At 62.5% G+C, this 18,389-nt stretch carries 15 protein-coding genes; 9 read left to right on the top strand and 6 right to left on the bottom strand.

Annotated features, from left to right (window positions below; all coding sequences use genetic code 11):
* The first annotated feature begins 137 nt into the window (after window positions 1-137).
* Window positions 138-1,181 (top strand): rod shape-determining protein, encoded by a 1,044-nt coding sequence (locus WG900_RS14710; RefSeq protein ID WP_339968104.1) that lies wholly within the window; start codon window positions 138-140, stop codon window positions 1,179-1,181.
* 545 nt (window positions 1,182-1,726) lie between these two features.
* Here WG900_RS14710 and WG900_RS14705 read toward each other — a convergent pair.
* The 4 genes from WG900_RS14705 to WG900_RS14690 form a co-directional block, all read right to left on the bottom strand.
* Complete coding sequence (locus WG900_RS14705; RefSeq protein ID WP_339968102.1) at window positions 1,727-3,367, bottom strand: long-chain fatty acid--CoA ligase; 1,641 nt, start codon at window positions 3,365-3,367, stop codon at window positions 1,727-1,729.
* Window positions 3,352-4,884, bottom strand: coding sequence for an alpha,alpha-trehalase TreF (gene treF / locus WG900_RS14700; protein WP_339968100.1), 1,533 nt, complete (start codon window positions 4,882-4,884; stop codon window positions 3,352-3,354). The genes WG900_RS14705 and treF overlap by 16 nt, the downstream gene beginning before the upstream one ends.
* A 73-nt stretch (window positions 4,885-4,957) precedes the next feature.
* Window positions 4,958-5,851, bottom strand: a complete 894-nt coding sequence (locus WG900_RS14695; protein ID WP_339968097.1) for an alpha/beta hydrolase — start codon at window positions 5,849-5,851, stop codon at window positions 4,958-4,960.
* Window positions 5,852-5,921: 70 nt separating this feature from the next.
* Window positions 5,922-8,198 carry a TonB-dependent receptor gene (locus WG900_RS14690; protein WP_339968095.1) on the bottom strand — a complete coding sequence of 759 codons (2,277 nt, stop codon included), beginning with the start codon at window positions 8,196-8,198 and terminating at the stop codon, window positions 5,922-5,924.
* Between the two features lie 214 nt (window positions 8,199-8,412).
* Here WG900_RS14690 and WG900_RS14685 point away from each other — a divergent pair, with 214 nt between their 5' ends.
* Window positions 8,413-9,342 (top strand): alpha/beta hydrolase, encoded by a 930-nt coding sequence (locus WG900_RS14685; protein WP_339968093.1) that lies wholly within the window; start codon window positions 8,413-8,415, stop codon window positions 9,340-9,342.
* A gap of 17 nt (window positions 9,343-9,359) precedes the next feature.
* Here the strand turns inward: WG900_RS14685 and WG900_RS14680 are convergent, their stop codons facing one another.
* Both WG900_RS14680 and WG900_RS14675 read right to left on the bottom strand, forming a co-directional pair.
* Window positions 9,360-10,367: a LacI family DNA-binding transcriptional regulator gene (locus WG900_RS14680; protein WP_339968092.1), complete on the bottom strand. Its 1,008-nt coding sequence runs from the start codon at window positions 10,365-10,367 to the stop codon at window positions 9,360-9,362.
* Window positions 10,368-10,394: 27 nt separating this feature from the next.
* Window positions 10,395-11,297, bottom strand: coding sequence for an alpha/beta hydrolase (locus WG900_RS14675; protein WP_339968090.1), 903 nt, complete (start codon window positions 11,295-11,297; stop codon window positions 10,395-10,397).
* Between the two features lie 71 nt (window positions 11,298-11,368).
* Between WG900_RS14675 and WG900_RS14670 the strand changes: the two genes are divergently transcribed.
* Genes WG900_RS14670 through WG900_RS14640 form a run of 7 tightly spaced genes read left to right on the top strand, consistent with a single transcriptional unit; the run spans window position 11,369 to window position 18,381 of the window.
* On the top strand, window positions 11,369-12,622 hold the full coding sequence (locus WG900_RS14670; RefSeq protein ID WP_339968088.1) for an MFS transporter: 1,254 nt from the start codon (window positions 11,369-11,371) through the stop codon (window positions 12,620-12,622).
* Complete coding sequence (locus tag WG900_RS14665) at window positions 12,619-13,623, top strand: alpha/beta hydrolase (RefSeq protein WP_339968085.1); 1,005 nt, start codon at window positions 12,619-12,621, stop codon at window positions 13,621-13,623. The genes WG900_RS14670 and WG900_RS14665 overlap by 4 nt, the downstream gene beginning before the upstream one ends.
* Window positions 13,620-15,182 (top strand): AMP-binding protein, encoded by a 1,563-nt coding sequence (locus WG900_RS14660; RefSeq protein WP_339968084.1) that lies wholly within the window; start codon window positions 13,620-13,622, stop codon window positions 15,180-15,182. Before WG900_RS14665 ends, WG900_RS14660 begins: the two co-directional genes overlap by 4 nt.
* The gene (locus tag WG900_RS14655) at window positions 15,172-16,326 is read left to right on the top strand and encodes an acyl-CoA dehydrogenase family protein (RefSeq protein WP_339968082.1); all 1,155 of its coding nucleotides are present in this window, start codon (window positions 15,172-15,174) and stop codon (window positions 16,324-16,326) included. Before WG900_RS14660 ends, WG900_RS14655 begins: the two co-directional genes overlap by 11 nt.
* Before the next feature lie 24 nt (window positions 16,327-16,350).
* The gene (locus WG900_RS14650; RefSeq protein WP_339968080.1) at window positions 16,351-17,535 is read left to right on the top strand and encodes a lipid-transfer protein; all 1,185 of its coding nucleotides are present in this window, start codon (window positions 16,351-16,353) and stop codon (window positions 17,533-17,535) included.
* Window positions 17,535-17,993: a MaoC family dehydratase N-terminal domain-containing protein gene (locus tag WG900_RS14645; protein WP_339968078.1), complete on the top strand. Its 459-nt coding sequence runs from the start codon at window positions 17,535-17,537 to the stop codon at window positions 17,991-17,993. The genes WG900_RS14650 and WG900_RS14645 overlap by 1 nt, the downstream gene beginning before the upstream one ends.
* Complete coding sequence (locus tag WG900_RS14640) at window positions 17,986-18,381, top strand: MaoC/PaaZ C-terminal domain-containing protein (protein WP_339968075.1); 396 nt, start codon at window positions 17,986-17,988, stop codon at window positions 18,379-18,381. Before WG900_RS14645 ends, WG900_RS14640 begins: the two co-directional genes overlap by 8 nt.
* Window positions 18,382-18,389 lie beyond the last annotated feature (8 nt).

Raw genomic sequence — 18,389 nt, 5'->3', positions numbered from 1 at the left:
CCGTACTGCGAGATGGGTCTTGTGCGCAGCTTGCCCCGCGGTAGGGGCAACTGGCGGATCGGTTAATCCAGGAGTCAGCCAGAGGGCGTCTTGCCCTCCTACCCGCCGATTGCGGCGGGGAGGGGAATTTCCAACCGATGTCTTTCTTTGACCTGTTCCAGTTTTCTGCGGTGGACCTTGCTATCGACTTGGGCACTGCCAACACCGTTGTCTATCTGCGCGAGCAGGGAATTGTCCTCGATGAACCTTCCGTGGTAGCCATCGAGACGATCGGCGGCATGCCCCGCGTGCGCGCCGTGGGCGATGATGCCAAGCTCATGCTGGGCAAGACCCCCGACAACGTCAAAACCGTCCGACCACTGCGCAACGGTGTGGTTGCCGACCTCGAAGTTGCCGAGCAGATGATCAAGCACTTCATCGTCAAGGCGCAGGCTAAGGGGGGCAAGCTGCGACGTACTTCCGAGATCGTCATATGCGTTCCTTCACACTCGACGCAGGTTGAGCGCCGCGCCATCCGCGACGCAGTTTCCAATGCTGGAGCCCGCCAGGTGTGGCTGATTGACGAGCCCATGGCCGCCGCGATCGGCGCCGGTCTACCTGTGTGCGATCCTGTCGGATCGATGGTCGTGGATATTGGCGGTGGCACTACCGAAGTTGGCGTAATTTCGATCCAGGGCCTGACAATGAGCACTTCGGTAAGGATCGGCGGCGATCGAATGGACGAGGCCATAACCGCAGGCGTTCGCCGCAATCATAATTTGCTGATTGGTGAGGCTACCGCTGAGCGGGTGAAGAAGCAGCTCGGATCGGCGCGGGCTCCAAGAGATGGTGTAGGGGAAACCGGGATCGTCAAGGGCAGGAATGTTACCCGCGGCGTGCCGTCGGAAGTCGAGATTACCGAGGCCGAGGTGGCTGAGGCCTTGGCAGAACCAATCAGTCAGATTGTCCACGCGGTCCGCGTGGCGCTCGAGAATACCCCGCCCGAGATTGCTGCAGACATGATAGAGGGTGGCATCACTATGACGGGCGGAGGTTCCTTACTCAGCGAAATCGCAACCGTTCTCGCCGAAGCTACCGGACTGCCGGTTGTGGTTGCAGACGACCCTTTGCATTGCGTTGCCCTTGGGGCGGGTCGAGCACTGGAAGACCAGGGCTATCGGGGCGTGCTCCACCGGGTTTGAGTGACTTGCGCCCTCGCACTGCCGGCAACGCCGAGGGCGCCATCAGCTTCGATCTTGCCGGGTTACGAGCCATAACTTGGCGGTCTGTGCTTTCGTCTTGAATGGCCGCCTTCGATGGGCATGATTTATGCCTACGAACGGCAGCTAAGTCAGCGTTTCTGCCCATACGGTTAAACATATGCCAACGGCAGGTTACGGCGTGAGCGGATATTCGAGTGCCCGCAGCTGACCGGCGTGAATTGGTCGCTTGCTGCCGGAAGCCACTGCCGGCTCGTGGGACTTTCCTGCCGTTCCTATGCACCCGTCGAACGGCAGGATTTGCCAATAGCGGACGTCAGTTCGTGAGGCTCAGGATGGTCATGATTGCGGACGTTCCGGCATGTCTTCTTTCAGAAGCGTAGATCAAGATAACTGTCGTTCTGGCCGCGAAACGTCAAACCAACCTTGCGCCTAAATCTCAGTCGCTCATAATAAAGAATACCAACGACTATTCGAGACTTGCCGCAGCGTGTTGGCGTCCCACGGCCTAGGTTCTAGCTGCCGACCTAAATGCAGCTTGGAATGGCGCGCGCCCCGGAAAACAGGCTCTGATATCTGGTTCGGATCGCCTTTTTGTCGATCTTCCCCGTAGCGGTAAGCGGAACCGGCTCGATGATGATCGCGTCAGGCATCCACCAACGCACAAGCAGTGGCTCGAGATATGCACGGACAGCACTTACAGTTAGCATTTCGCCTTCGTGCGGCTCGACAATAAGAATTGGACGCTCGTCCCATCGTGGATGTTCGACCCCAACGACCGCTGCAATGCGCATGCCGGGACATGCGCTTGCAGCGTTCTCAATGTCGATCGAACTGATCCATTCTCCGCCGCTCTTGATTATGTCCTTGGCCCGGTCCGTTAACCGAACAAAGCCATACTGATCGATCGTGGCGATGTCGCCGGTGTCGAACCAGCCGTCGGACCCGGCAGCGGGGATATCGGGAAAATAGCGATCGACAACCCAGGGGCCGCGCACCTGGAGGGCTCCTGAGGATTCGCCGTCCCACTGCAACTCTTGACCTGCTTCATCAATAATGCGCAGCTCGATACCGAATTGCAGACGGCCCTGGCGGGTCCAAATTGTCTCGTCGACGAAGTCTTGTGGTTCGGCAGTCAGCTTGGGTGTCGGAGTGGATATGACACCGAGAGGGCTAGTCTCGGTCATGCCCCAGATCTGCCTGACGGTGACGCCGTAACGCCGCTCGAAAGTCTCGGCCATCGCGCGGGGAACAGCCGAACCACCGATGATCAATTGCTTGAGTGCGCCAGCGTCTTCGCCACTTCGTTCGAGGTGCGCGAGATACATTGTCCAGATCGTTGGCACACCGCCCGAGAAGGTCACGCCTTCGCTTCTTATCAATTCCTGCAAGCTTGCGCCGTCGAACTTGTCGCAGGGCAAAACCAGTTTGCACCCGTTGAGCGCAGCGGTGAACGGCAGACCCCAAGCAGTCGCGTGGTACAGAGATGAGCAGGGCATGATCACGTCGAAAGCCGTGAACCCGAAAGCGCCTGACAGCCCGGCGGCGAGCGCGTGGAGGACGATCGATCGGTGGCTGTAAAGCACGCCCTTGGGATCGCCGGTAGTGCCTGAGGTGTAGCAAAGGATGGCGCCGGTGTTCTCGTCGAAGCTGGGCCATTTGAGATCCCCGATCTCCGCTGCAATCAACATCTCATAGGATACTGCTCCAGCAAACGTGGGGTCGAGCCGTGCATCATCGGAAAGCAAGATGAAGTGCCGGATATGCTTCAGCCGCGGACGCAGCCGCGTGACCAGTTCGACGAAGCTACGTTCGAACACCAACACCGAACTACCAGCATGGTTGATCGTGTAGACGATCTGGTCGTCTGACAGGCGCGGATTGGCGGTGTGGAGCACAGCGCCGATGCCCGGGACAGCGTAAAACAGCTCGAGATGACGATGGGTGTTCCAGGCCAGCGACGTCACGCGGTCTCCTGGCAATATGCCGATCCGTTGCAGTGCCTGCGCAGCCTTGCGCGCACGTTGTTCGCAATCAGCCCAGCCGTAATGGTGCGTTGGTTCGTCGACCAGGCGCGACACGATTTTACGGTCGCCGTGCGCCTTGGCTGCGAAGCGGATGATGCCGCTGATCTGTAACGGCATCGCCTGCATCAGGCCTGCGAGCATGAGTTCCCTTCCATTTCTGCTTGCTTGGTCAGGCACGAATCGAGGAAATCAGCTGTCACACCATTCGTCCAGCCAAACCCGGTTTGGGGCGCATATTCGCCGCCGGCGCCAATAGCACCCGCTTCGACGTCGTATTTCTCATAGATCAGGCCGCTTTGCTGGTAATTCTGATCCACCGTATCAACCCACCTCCGCGCGATCTCCAAAGCAAGGTCTTCGTGCCCGTAGCGTGACAGGCCGGTCACCGCGATCCATTGCAACGGCGCCCATCCATTGGGCTGGTCCCATTGCTCGCCGGAAGCGACCAGAGTCGTGCGCAAGCCACCCGGCGCGAGGTAGTTCTCGCGCACATACCTGGCGGTGGCCTCCGCTTGGGATTGAGTAGCCAAGCCGACCAACAGCGGCGTAAGGGCGGCGGCGCTGGAATTCTTGCGCGGCTGGTTCAATTCGAGGTCAAAGTCAGCGAAGTAGCCCGACTCCGCGTTCCAGAAATAGCGGTGCAACACTGTACGGCGATCCTGTGCGAACCGGCCAAAGTTCTTTGCGTCATCGGCGTCGCCCATCGCGGCGATGGTGCTCTCCAGGCCGAACAGGAAAGCGTTGAGGTCGATCGGCGCGACTATGGTCGTGCGAATTGAACCGAGGTCTGGCCCATCGAGCCAGCGCGAAGAGAAGTCCCAACCGCTTTCTGCCCCAGCGCGCAAGTCACGATAAACCTGTCTGAGTGGGCGTCCGCTTGCGGTTGCCGTGGCGACATCCTCGCGCCAGCTTTCGTCACGCGGTGTGTCGCGCGGATCCCAGTACCGGTTGACCAGGGCGCCATCCGCAAGCCGCGCGACGTGTCTGCGCTGTTCACCCGGTGCGAGGCCGTCGGCCCCGGCCATCCACCATGCGTGCTCGCGCTTCATCGCGGCCAGACGGCGAGCAGCGATTTCGGGGCGACGATCATCGAGCAGCGCGACCATCATGTGAAATAGAGGCGGCTGCGACCGACCAAGGAAGTAGGACCGGGCACCGTTCGGGACATGGCCATGTTCTTCGATAAGGTCGGTCATGGCCTCGACAATGCCGTTAGCGAGTTCAGTCTCGCCATCGCGCAAGAGCCCCAGCATCGTGAAGAAGCTGTCCCAGTAGTACATTTCACGGAAGCGCCCGCCCGGAACGACATGACGGTGCCTCACTGACAGCGCCGATGAGTGTTTCCCGCCAAAGGCAGGATCGCGGGCGAGTTCCGACCACATCGCGCGGATATAGGCACGAAGGGGCAAGTCGGGATTCGCTCTGGCTGCAACCGAGCTGGCAACCGAGCTCGGAAGCTCGAAGTTCGCCATGACGAACCTCGCCAATTCTTCTTCGTCACGAGGCAGGCGCGCAAAATCTGCCATGATTTCCGGGATCGGGCGGCGCGGCAGGGCGTCGACAAAGGTCTTGCCGTCCGCGAGGATGTCGCCCTCCTGGACCGCAGCTAGCAGGGCCCCGTAAAGCTCCTGGGGCGTGGATTCAGGCGCGCTTGTCATCGGCCGGCACACACTTCCGTGACCTTGTCGCAGGCACGATGGCACATGGGCTTGCGCAAGATTGTCCCGCTCCTCACGCGCAAAGATGCCTTGCGAAGAAAGCAGCCTGCGCGGCCAGCGCATCATCGGTTTCAGGGCAATCGATCCACGCCCAGAAGGCATGGAGCATGCCTTCATACACGCGCAGGTCGGTCGTCACGCCAGCGCGGCGGAGCGCGAGATCGGCGAGTACCGTCTGGCTGAGAAGTTGATCGCGGGTACTGGCCATCAGCAGCGCCGGCGGGAAGCCTGACATGTCACCGTAGATCGGTGACAGCAGCGGGTCGGTCCGCTCTGTCCCTGCGCTGTAGTCACCGACAACGTCCGGAGCTGTCCGTGACCCCAGAATCGCCGGTAGAAAAGCTTCACAATCTCCCGCCAGGGCAAGGTCGGCGCTGCCGGAAAAGACGCCGGCAGCCGCAGGCATCGGTAGTCCTTCGGCCTTGATACGCGCCAGCAGCTGGAGCGTCAGGATGGCACCGGCAGACGTTCCGTAGACGCCGATAGACGTTGGTGAACGATGGGCGAGCGCATCTCGATAGACCGCCAGTGCATCGTCCACCGCAGCAGGGAAGGGATGCTCGGGGGCCATCCGGTACATCACCGAAACGACCGGGATCCCGGTCAGCCCGGCAATCGGGATCGATTCGGTCAGGGATCCGGAATCGACAATAAAGCCGCCGCCGTGGAAGTTGATCAGCAAGCGAGGCTCAGCGCCTGCGTCGATGTCCTTGCGGCGGACCAGCTTCACCGGAACCCCTGCGATCCGCGCCCTGGAAACTTCGACCCCGAAGCGCTTGGCCCGGCTCTTGCCCAGCGCTCGCAAGGGAAACGACGCTGCCGCGCGGACCGCCGCGCGCGTCACCGGGTTGCGGAGCAGACTGGCGGTCATTTCGGGCGCCGGCTTCGCTGACAGCAAAGGAGTCATCGCAGCGCGCGCCTCCGCGCTGACGGTCAGCGCGAAGGGCGGCTGCGGCGTGGATGTAGGAGGCATCGACTCAGTTGCCGAAACGGTAGCCGAGGCGCACCCCGAACATCCGAGGCTCGGTATAGGTCAGGCCGACGGTGCCGGTGCTTCCGACATACTGGTCCAGCACGCCGACCGGGCGGGCCTGATCCGTCAGATTGGTCACGAACACCCCGAGATCGAGAGACTTGCCGCCGATGTTGCGCAGGTCGAGGCTGGCGTTGAGCAGGCCATAGGCCGGAAGGAAGCGATAAAACGAGGCATTGGTCTGTGCCGTCGAGACTTCCGACTGGCGCACATAGTTGACACCGATTTCGAAGTCGCCGGCCGATCCCAGAGACGTTTCGTACTTCGCCCCGACCGAGAATTTATGCTTCGGCGTATAGGGGAAAGGCGAACCATTGAGGATCGCGCCCGCACTTGCGTCGGTAACCTCGGTATAGCGCGCGTTGATGTAGGAGTAGGTGCCGGTGAACGTCAGCCCCGGGGTCGGGATCAGCGCAGCAGTGATTTCGACGCCTTCGATCTTCCCCTTCGCCGCGCTGCGCGTGATGTTGAGCGGGATTGTGCCAGACGGGGTGGTGACCAGTTCGGTCGTGGTGCGCTGGATATTGCTATAGATCCCGCGGTAAGCGGCGATGTTGAAGCGCCCCCTGACTGTGCCGAGATCGAACTGCGACTTTAGGCCGATTTCGACGTCGGCCAGTCGCTCCGGCGCGTAAGTGCGGAACTGTGAACCAACCGGTACCGGACCGTTCACCCCGCCCGACTTGTAGGCATCACGCGTCGTCATATAGACATGGACCGTGGGCGACACATCATAGTCGAGCGTCGCGGTATAGCTGAGATACTGGTCGTCGGTCGTGCCTTCGACTGCCGGTGGCGCGAAAATCGTCTGCGAGACGAAGCTATGCTCCCAGGTATAGCGGAGCCCGCCGGTCAGGCTGAACCCTTCGAGCGCGGGTGAGATGCGGCCAAGTTCCAGCGTGCCTTGGCCGAACACCGCCTCGCTCTGGTTCTTCGAAACGAATATAGCCGATGCCGTGGGCAGCAGCGTGCCGAACGGGAAGAACGTGTATTCGGCAATGCCCGCCGGTCCGTCCCAGCCCTGCCGGTCGAGGAAGCCGCCAAGCGTGAAGGTAAGCGCCTTGTCAAACGCGGTTCCTTGAAGCTGCAGCTCTTCGGTGAAGAACGTCGGGGCGACGGTGGGCACCCTGCCGCTCGTGAACAATCCCGGGTTCGCCGGATTTACCTGGCTCGTCTGGCCCGAGATGGGGTTCACGGTGGCGTCGTAATCGTATCCGTACTTGGTCCACAGCTTCGAATAGCTGATGATGTTACGAAGCTTCAGATTGTCGGACAGCTCGAACGTGGCCTGATTGAGCACTTGCCAGTACCGCGAGTCAGAGAACTGATCGAGGTTGTAGGCAACCTTGCGAGGGCCGCGCGCATTCTGCTCGGCGACTGCCGTCACCATACCCGGATAGAATGCCAGCACTGGGAGGAAGCCGAACGGCGGGCCGGCATCGATGCCGGCAGCCGGGTTGAAGGCGCCGAGCACCGTGCCGCTGCCATTCGAATGCGAATTGTAGTACCGCGCCATGGTATAGAACTCGACGCCATCCGCCGGGCGCAGGGTCAGCCCGACCCGGACGCTTTCATAAGCGAGGTTGTCATAATCCTTGCCGGAGAAGAACGGGCCGACATCCTTGGTGTAACCATCGCGCCGACCGATCTCGCCGGCAACGCGCAGCAGCACCTTGTCCGAGATGATCGGGATATTGAGTGCGCCTTCGATCCGGCGATCGCTATAAGTGCCGGCCTGTATGCGAACATAGCCTTCGTACCGGTCCTGCGGTTTCACAGGTTCAAACAGAATGTTGCCGCCGGTCGCATTCTTGCCGAACAGCGTTCCTTGCGGACCAGCGAGCACCTGGACATTGGCGAGATCGAAATAGCTGCCCACCCGGCCGTCGATGTTTACCGAGTTCGGCACTTCGGCGAAATAGTTGACCACACCGGGGGTTGAGCCGAACGCCGGACCCTGGCCGCGCAGCGCGAAGTAGGCAAATTCGCGCGGATAGCCACCGTTGATCGTGAACAGCGACGGGGTGTTGTCAGCGAGCGAGGTGCGGTCAGTGATCCCCTTCTGGGCAATGTCTTCTTGCGTGAAGGCAGTTACCGAAATTGGCACCTCCTGAAGATTTTCCTCACGGCGGCGCGCAGTGACAGTGATTTCACCAAGGTCGCTATCGGGGTTTTCGGTCGTGGCGTTGCCCGCCGGCGCAGCGCTCTGAGCGAGGGCCATGCCGGGAATGGCGCTAGAGCCAAGTGCGAGAGCGAAGAGAAATTTGGAGCGCATCGAGTTCATAAGTCCCTCCCAAAGGGTATGCAGTTTTTCAATTGAGGTGATAGCTGACGCAAAATGATATCGATGTCAATAGGTGCTTGTGGCGGAAATCAATACGTGTATGTTTGGGCTTCGAGAGGAACTGCTATCGATAGCAGACGTGGGAGAGACAATGATCGATCCGTTTCAGTTTTCCGGTTGCGTGAGTGACGCGGCGCGGTCCGCGTTTGCTGCGGCAGCGCTCGATCCAGCCGCGCCCACCGATCTGGCAGACCTCCGCCTGCATTACGACGCCTACAACCGCCGCCTGCTCGCTGCGGCCTTAAACCGCTACTCGGTCGGCATTGAGGAAATCGCGATCGACGGCGTGAAGGTCCACAGCGTGGAACCGAGCCTGGGAGTTACCGATCCTCGTACGTTGGTCTGCCTGCACGGCGGTGCCTTCATGTGGGGATCGGGTGCCGGCGCCTTGCTCGAAGCGGTTCCACTTGCAGTGGTTACCGGAATGCGCGTGCTCGCTATCGATTATCGCCTGGCGCCCGAGCACACGTTCCCTGCCGCGGTAGACGATGTGGTTACCGTCTACCGAGACCTGCTGTCCCGGTCGGCTGCGCACAGCATCGGGTTCTATGGCTGCTCTGCTGGCGGAATGCTTACCGCTCAAGCAGTTGCCCGGATCGGTCACGATCAATTGCCCGGACCGGGTGCCATTGCCATGCTTCACGGGACCGCGCTCGAGTTCACCGGCGATACAGCGGCGACGGCAGCGGCATTCGATCCCCACGCAACTCCCGGAGCGTACCCAACGGTCGACCAGCTACCCTATTTCGTGACTGCCGACTTGCAGGACCCGCTTGTGCTTCCGGGGAATCATCCGCAAGCGCTGGAGAAATTTCCCCCTAGCCTGCTGATTTCCGGGACCCGCGATTTTGCCGCGAGCGCCTGCGCAACCATGCATCGCCGGCTCCTTGCTGCAGGCGTCGAGGCCGATTTCGTCCTGTTCGATGGGCTGTGGCACGCGCATCACATGGACGTCGAACTGCCGGAATCGCAAGAGGTGTTTGAGCTGGTCGCGAAGCATTTCAGGCAACATTTGCGGTGAGAAATTTGCGCCCGCTATCAGCCGCCACTGCTCTCCCGGACGACCAGTTCAACAGGAAGCTGGTGCGACGTGCGGTCGGCTGTACCTTCGACCAACCCGATGATGGTTTGTCCGAGAGTGCGTCCCGCGGCAGCGCCATCCTGCCGGATCGAGCTCAGCGGTGGCCGATGGCTGCTGGCGATTGGCGCGTCGTCGAAACCGACCACGGCAACGTCTTTCGGAACCTCCAAGCCCCTTGCGTTCAACTCGTCGCAGGCCCCCGCAGCAATGAAATCGCTGGCGGCGAAGATCGCATCGAAGGAAGTTCCGGCATCGAGTGCCGCAGCGACCGCAGCAGCTCCGGCCTCGGCGGTAAAAGCACAAGGCAGCGCCGCCGCGAGCATGGCAGCGCTCGAAGCGAGTACTTCTCTGCACCCGGCCAGCCTTGCGGCAACTTCAGGGTGTTGGTCGTCGCCGAGGAAGAGCAATCGGCTGCGGCCACTTGCGACCAGATGCTCGGCGGCCAGCCGGCCCCCGGAATGATTGGCGCTGCCCACGACCGGAACCTTGACGCCGCTGACCGGCTCACCCCAGGCGACCGTGGGAAGGCCGAAGCCCTCGATCTGCGCAAGACGGTGTGCGCCTTCGCCCTCGCCAAGCATGACGACGCCGTCAGCGCCCATCGCGCTCGCCGCGACGAAGTGCTCGTTTGTGGTCAGGATCATCGCATAGTCGGCCGGGGTCAGTGCTTCGAGCAGGCCGCCGATCATCGACAGGAGCAAAGGATCGGCAATCGGTCGGTCGTCACGATCAAGCTGCTCGATGACGACGGCAATTGTCCGCGAACGCCGGGTGCGCAGACTGCGCGCGGCGACATTAACCCTGTAACCGACCTGCCTGGCGACCTGCGCAACGCGCTCGCGCACTTCGGGGCGCACCAGATCGCTGCCGCGCAGAGCACGCGAAACGGTGATCTTGGACACGCCGGCGAGCGCGGCGACCATTTCCATGGTCGGACGCTCGGCGTTTCCGCCCAGTTTGTTCATGCCGCAATCTGCATCGAAGATGTGCCCCTAACCTTTGAAATAGCGGCAAACCAGCCGCGCGATCAAGTCGAACGACCGCGAAACCGCAGGAACGGTCGCGGGCAGGAACATGAAGCCGTGCGGCAGGCCGGGCAAGCGGCACGCGAGCGTTTCGACACCCGCCGCGATCAGTGCCCGCGCATAGTATTCACCGTCGTCGCGCAGCGGGTCTTCCTCGGCGGTGAGCACGATCGCCGGAGCCAGTCCGTCATGTCGCTCGGCCCGCAGCGGGGAAATCAATGGATCTGCCAGATCGGCACCCCCGGCGTACATGGCCGCGCCGCCATCGAGATATTCGCGCGAGAACCCGCCCACTTTGACCGTCTCGAACGAGGGCAAGCAGAAGCGCAGGTCGGTTGCAGGATGAACCAGCAACTGGAACAGCGGCTGTTCCCCGCCTTCATCGCGCAGACGCAAGGTCATGGCGGCGGTCAGGTTCGATCCGGCGCTTTCACCGCCCAGCGCGATTCGCGTGGGGTCGCACCGCAATCCGGCCGCCTCGCGCCGGGCCCAGGCCAATGCAGTCGCTGCATCGTCCAGTCCGGCCGGGAACGGGTACTCGGGCGCCAGCCGATAGCCAACCGCAAGCACAGCGCAGCCGGCGCGGGCAGCCAGATGGCGATGCATCGCGTCATGGGTCTCAAGGTCGCCCAGCATCCAGCCGCCGCCGTGAAGGAATACGAGCAGGGGCAATGGCGCATCGCTTTCAGGGCGGTACAGCCGTACCGGAACGCCGTTCGCATCGAAGTCGCGGACTGTCTCGATCTCTACCCCCGGCAGCGCCTGCCCCATCATGGCCATGCTGGCGCGCACCATCGGCAGAATTTCGGCAGTCATCGCCGGCATTTCGGCGGGTTCACCCATGAGCGCAGCGATATCCGGATCCAGCATGTCATTCCTCGTCCCAGTGATGACATCGATATCAATCAAACCTTGCAGCAATGCAAGGGTGGGAGTGAAACATGCCTTTGAATCCCATTCCTGAACCATTGGCCGGTAGTGATCACGCTGCCAGTGGCCCTTCCCGCGAAGGCACTCTCAGCCCGCTTTCGATGGGCGTGTCCGGTCTCTATCTGGCGCTCTATATCCACTACGGATTTTTCGGATTCATCCCGCTGTGGCTGAAGGCCATGGGCGCGCAGCCCGGCGAGATCGGCGTGCTCCTCGCCATTCCGCTGATCCTGCGCCTGCTGACGGTTGCTCCGTTTTCGGCCTGGGCGGGACGGCGCGGGCTGGTGCGCAACTCGATCGTCGTGACCTCGCTGGGTGCCGCGGCAATCGTCGCGCTCTTGCTCGGCCGCCCGGATCATGCGGGGCGGATTGCCATCGTCCTCGCCTTCTCGATGATGTGGGACCAGATCCCGGTTTTGGTTGATTCTTACGCGGTTATGGCCGTGCGGAGTCACGGGCTCGACTTCGGGCGAATGCGTGTCTGGGGATCAATAGCTGTCGTACTGTCGACTGCCAGTGCCGGCTGGGCGTTTGATCAGTTCGGAATAGAAGCGCTGCCGCTCATCTGCGCAGTCCTGCTGCTGCTTCCGGCAATGGTTGCGGCCCTGCTCCGGTCGGATCGCCACCTGGCGATGGCCGAAGCTGGCGAGAGCGGGCGTTGGCGCGACGTGATTGGCGATGGCAAGCTAATGCGGGCCATGGCGGCGGCATCGTTGATCATGGGCAGCCACGGCGTGCTCAACAGCTTCGGCGCGATCCAATGGGCAGCCCATGGCATTTCGACCAGCACGATCGGCCTGCTCCAGGCACTGGCGGTGAGCGCAGAAATTCTCGCGTTCTGGTTCGGTACCAAGCTCCTCGGGCGGCGCGATCCGAGCCTGCTGCTGTGCATTGCTGCGGCGGCTGCGGCGATCCGGTGGCTCATCATGGCGACCGACCCGGGCGTGCCCGTGCTGATCGCGACACAGCTGTTCCAAGGCGTAACCGCCACCGGCGCCATTCTCGGCATGATGCTGGTCATCGCGGCGCGCGTGCCCGTCCAGACAAGCGCCGCCGCCCAAGGGCTGAATGCGGTGCTGCTCGGCGTGGTGCTGGCCGTGGTGACCGCAGGCTCTGGCCTGCTTTGGGCTTACGGAACCTCGTTCGCGTACCTGGCCATGGCGGTGATTGCCGGGATCGGGGTGGCCTTCGCATGGCCAGCAAAGGCCGAGGGCGAAGAATTGACGGAACACGGACAAACGTCCGCAACGGGAGTGGAACAGTGATCAGAACAAAAACCTTGGCAGTGCTGCTGGCGAGCCTCGCCTCCAGTGCCTCACTGGCCCAATCCGCTGCGCCCGCGCCGGAACGCAACATCCTCACCTGGCCGATGCCAGAGACGGTGAGCCCGGAAGGGAGGACAGCCGCCATAGCCTCGGCCAACACACCGATGCCCAACCCGATGCCGCCGCTTCCGCTCGTTCGCCAGATGATCGGCGGGATGCAGGTCGCGATGGGGAAGCAGCTCGAAGCGCGCTACGGTGTCCGGACCGAGGAGTCCGTCATCGCCGGCGTGCCGGTAAGGATCATCTATCCCAAGGGCGTTACCGCAATCGGCAAGGGGCCAGTGCTGCTCAACCTGCACGGCGGCGGCGGCAAGGTCGATTCCGGATCGCTTACCGAGACTATCCCGATCGCCGCGCTGACAGGTATCCCGGTGGTCTCCGCGCTCTATCGGCTGGCCCCGGAGAATCCCTATCCGGCCGGACTCGACGACGCGCTGGCTGTCTATCAGGCGCTTGAGAAAGACCACGGCGCTTCGCGGATCGGCGTGTTCGGGACTTCGGCCGGCGCCGTTCTGAGCGCTCAACTGGTCGCGCGGCTGACCGTCCTCAGGCGGCCCATGCCAGCCGCGCTGGGCTTCTTCGGTGGCATGGCCGATGCCAGCAAGAAGGGCGATTCGATCTCGTGGATGCCCATGCCGGGCGGTGAGTACGGGGCTGATCCTGTCTACAAGATAAAACTTACCGATCCGGTCCTTTCGCCCATTCATGGCGACTTGTCTCATTTTCCGCCGACCCTGCTGATCACCAGCACGCGTGACCTTGCCCTGAGCGGGACCTCGATTTTCGGGCGCGCCCTCTACGAGCAGGGCGTGGCGTCTAACCTGGTCGTATTCGACGCTCTTCCGCATGCATTCTGGACCTATTTGATCGACATTCCCGAAACCGACCAGGCCAACAAGCTGATCGCGGATTTCCTCAAGCGCCGCCTCGCTGCCAAATGACTGGCCAGCAACTCAGCTATGTGAGCGCAGTTCGCGCCGCTGTCGCGGATCGACTGGCGGCTCCGGCGTCGGTGTTCGAAGGATGCGTACGGACCTGGGGTGATACCCTTGACCGCGCGGCGCGGATCGCCGGCGGCTTGCTCGCCCTTGGCGTCGAGGAAGGCGACCGCGTGGGCATCCTCTCCGCCAACAGCGACGATTACCTTGCGCTTTATCTCGCAGTGCCGTGGGCCGGGGCAGTGCTGGTGCCACTGAACTGCCGGTGGAGCGAAGCCGAGAACCGGTTTGCGATCGAGGATTGCCGGCCAAGGGCAATCTTTGTCAGCGACGACTTTGCCGATGCCAATGCCGCTATGCTGGCAGAGGAAAAGGTCGAAGCACTGATCTCGCTAGGGTCGCCGCGTGGCGGCTGGCACACACTCGCCGAATTGCTTGCCCGCGAGCCAATCGACGCCGCTTTTCGCGGCGGGGACGACCTGTTTGCGATCTTCTACACCGGCGGCACGACCGGACGCTCGAAGGGTGTCATGCTGAGCCATGACGGGTTCGTGGCGAATTGTCAGTCGATGCGCGAACTGGGCCTGTTCCCGCAAGGCTGCCGTGGCTTGGTCGTCCCGCCGCTGTTCCATCTCGCGGCGGCTGCAGTGCTGACCATGACGATGCTGGCAGGCGGCACAGCTGTCATCGGCAAGGGCTTTGAGCCCGCCGCGACGCTGGATTTGATCAATCAAGCAGGCGTAACCGATGCTCTGCTGATCCCGACGATGATCCAGATGATGCTTGATGCACCGGGTTTTGATGCCGCGAAACTCAAGCAGGTGAAATCGATACTCTACGGAGCCTCGCCGATGCAGGAGGCCACGCTCGACCGGATAATGGCGGCGGCTCCGCATGTCGACTTTGTCCAGCTTTACGGAATGACCGAAGTCTCATGCTCTGCAACGATGCTGGGTGCGGACTATCACAAGGGCGAGCACCGCGCGGCGGGCCGCCATCGTGGGGCAGGCAAACCAATCTCGATTGCCGAGATCGGCATCGCTGACGACGCGGGCAACCTCCTGCCGACCGGCGAAGTGGGCGAAATTCTCATCCGGGGTCGCGGGGTAATGCTCGGGTACTGGAACCAGCCCGAGCTCACCGCCGAGGCCTTGCGCGGTGGCTGGATGTACACCGGCGACGGCGGGCGGCTCGACGATCACGGGATCCTTTATGTTGTAGACCGGATCAAGGACATGATCGTCTCGGGAGGCGAAAATGTCTTCTCCGCCGAAGTCGAAAGCGTCCTCGCATTGCACCCGGCGGTGGCACAGGTGGCGGTGATAGGGGTGCCTGACGCGCGCTGGGGCGAGCGGGTTCATGCGGTTATCCTGCCGCGTGCGGGTGCAGCCCTGAGTGAAAACGAAGTTGTCGCTCACTGCCGCGAGCGCATCGCCGACTACAAGTGTCCACGCTCGGTCGAATTCCGCAACGAACCTTTGCCGCTGTCAGCTGCCGGCAAGGTGCTCAAGGCCGAACTGCGCAAGACCTATTGGGAAGGACAAAGCCGCAATGTCGCCTGAATCAAGCCCGTGGATGGATGACGAACTGGTCATGCTCGAGGATCAGGCCGCCCGCTTCATCGAGGGCGAACTGACACCTCGGCGCGAACAGTGGGAACGCGACGGGCAGGTCGACCGAACCGCTTGGGAAAAGGCAGCTGAAGCCGGCCTGCTATGCGCCAGCATTCCGGCGGAGTACGGCGGCGGCGGTGGCACCCTCGCGCACGAGGCGGTGATCCACCAGGCGCTGACACGCGCCGGGCTTGGCGGCAGTTTCGGCACCGGCAATACGATCCATTCGGCGATCGTCGCGCATTACATCCTGGCTTACGGCACGGAGGACCAGAAGCAGCGCTGGCTTCCGGCGATGGCCCGAGGCGAGCGGATCGGCGCGATTGCGATGACCGAGCCGGGAGCCGGGTCCGACCTGCAGAATGTCCGCACCCGGGCAGCAGCTGTACAAGGCGGCTGGCTGCTCAATGGGGCCAAGACCTTTATCTCAAACGGCCAGACTGCCGATCTGGTCGTCGTGGTGGCGCGGACTGGCGATGATGCCGGTGCCAAGGGTGTTTCGCTTCTGGTCCTTGAAACCGACAGTGTCGAAGGTTTCCGGCGCGGCCGCAATCTCGAAAAACTCGGAATGCATGGTCAGGACACGTCGGAACTGTTCTTTGACAATGTGTTTGTGCCCGCGGGTAACCTGCTCGGCAGCGAGGGCGGCGGCTTTGTCCAGTTGATGCACCAGCTCGCTTGGGAGCGCCTCATCATCGCGCTCGACGCGGTGGTCAACATGGAGCGCGCGGTGGCATTGACCACCAACTACGTCCGCGAGCGCAAGGCGTTCGGGAAGACGCTCATGGACTTCCAGAACACCCAGTTCGTGCTTGCCGACTGCGCGACGCAGGGCACAGTTGGCCGGGCGTTCGTCGACAGCCTGATGGTCAGGTTGCTCGCCGGCGAGCTCGATGGGGTCACTGCCGCCAAGGCCAAGCTGTGGTGCACCGAAGCCCAGTGCAAGGTGATCGACGCCTGCCAGCAGCTGTTCGGCGGTTATGGCTACATGGCCGAATATCCCATTGCGCGGATGTTCGCCGATGCCCGCGTCAGCCGCGTTTACGGCGGCGCTAACGAAATCATGAAGCTGATCATTGCCCGGGCGCTGTGACGCCGGGCCAAGTGGAGAAATCGCATGAGTAAAGTCCGCATTGCCGGGGTCGGCATGATCCCGTTCACCAAGCCCGGCCAGAGCGAGGACTGGGACGTGATGGCCGAAAAGGCGATCCGCCTCGCGCTTACCGATGCCGGAGTGTCGTACGACCAGGTCCAGCAGGCCTATGCCGGCTATGTCTATGGCGATTCAACAGCCGGCCAGTCCGCGCTGTACCGGGTCGGGCTGACCGGTATCCCGATCGTCAACGTCAACAACAACTGCTCGACCGGATCGACCGCGCTCTATCTTGCGCGGCAGATGGTCGAAGCGGGGGTCGCCGACTGCGTGCTTGCTGTTGGTTTCGAGCAAATGGTTCCCGGCGCGCTGGGCATGGTGTTCAACGACCGCAAGCGCACGCTCGACATGGCGCTTGTCCGGCAGGACGAGTTGCAGGCCTATGATGAACAGGCGCCGTTCGCCGCGCAGCAGTTCGGCGGAGCGGGGCTCGATCACCAGGCGCGGTTCGGCACCAGCGGCGAGGCGTTCGCCCTGATCAGCGTCAAAGCGCGGCGCCACGCGGCGAACAATCCGATGGCGCTGTTCCGCGATCCCATCACTCTGGAAGAAGTCATGGCCTCCAAGCATCTCTACGGCCCGATCACCCGCTTCCAGGCCTGTCCGCCGACCTGCGGCGCGGCGGCGGCGGTGCTGGTCTCGCCGGCATTCGCCGCACGGCACGGCCTCGATGCTTCGGTCGAGATCGTCGCGCAGGCGCTCACCACCGATATGCCGGGTACCTTCGAGAACCGCGGTATGATGAGCGTGGTCGGATATGACATGGCCAAAGAGGCCGCGAGGCAGGTCTACGACGCTTCCGGCATCGGTCCCGACGACATCCAGGCAGTCGAACTGCACGATTGCTTCACCCCCAACGAGCTGATCTCCTACGAAGCGCTAGGGCTCACCCCAGAAGGCACCGCCGAGCAATATATCCGCGATGACCAGAACACTTACGGCGGGCGCCACGTTACCAACCCCTCGGGCGGGCTACTGTCGAAGGGCCACCCCCTCGGTGCGACCGGGCTCGCCCAGTGCTATGAACTGACGCACCAGCTGCGCGGGACGGCCGGCAAGCGTCAGGTCGAAGGCATCCGTCACGCGCTGCAGCACAATGTCGGGCTGGGCGGCGCCTGTGTGGTGACGCTATACGGAAAGGCCGGCTGATGCTCGACCGGGCTGTTCATGTTGGCGTAGTCTCCGAACCACGCGCGGTCGTGGTCGAAGAAGGGTTCCTCAAGTTCTTTGCCAAGGCGACGGGTGAGACCGATCCGATCTACTTCGATGCGGAGGCGGCGCGCACTGCCGGGCACCCCGCCATCCCCGCGCCGCCAACTTACCTGTTCTCGCTCGCGCTTTCTGCTCCCGCCAAGCGCGGCGGCCTGTTTGATCCCGTTGGCGGTCTGGGCATCGACATGGCGCGTGTCCTCCACGGCGAGCAGAGCTTCACCTATCATGCCCCGATTCACGCCGGTGACCGGCTCGTCCTGACGACCACGACCAGCGACATTTATGCCAAGAAAGGCGGCGCGCTCGAATTCGTCGTGCAGGATACGCAAGCCGTTGACAGCGCAGGCGTCCTGCGCGCCGAAATGCGCATGGTGACGGTGGTCCGCAATGCTTGAGGGCGAGGTACTTCCCGAGCTGGTGCGCGGCCCGATCACGCGCGGCACGCTAGCGCTGTTTGCCGGCGCAAGCCACGATCACGTGCCGCTACATTTCGACAGCGATTTCGCCAGCGCCGCCGGAATGGATGACGTTTTCGCGCACGGCATGCTGTCGATGGCTTACCTGGCGCAGGCCCTGCGCCAATGGGTGCCGGCAGACCGTTTGCGCCGCTGGAACGTGCGCTTTTCTGCAATCACGCCGCTCTACGCCACGGTCCATTGCCGGGGCGAGGTAGCGGAACTGTTCGAACACGAAGGCGAACGCTGCGCCCGACTGACCATCGGCGCGTGGACCGGACAGAGCATTCAAACATTGGGCGGCGACGCCATCGTCGCGATAGATTGAGGAAAATT

It is taken from the genome of Novosphingobium aquae (assembly GCF_037572715.1).
Taxonomy (GTDB): Bacteria; Pseudomonadota; Alphaproteobacteria; order Sphingomonadales; family Sphingomonadaceae; genus Novosphingobium; species Novosphingobium aquae.
Note: the sequence above shows the minus strand (reverse complement) of the source record. Positions and strands in the feature narration are given on the sequence as shown.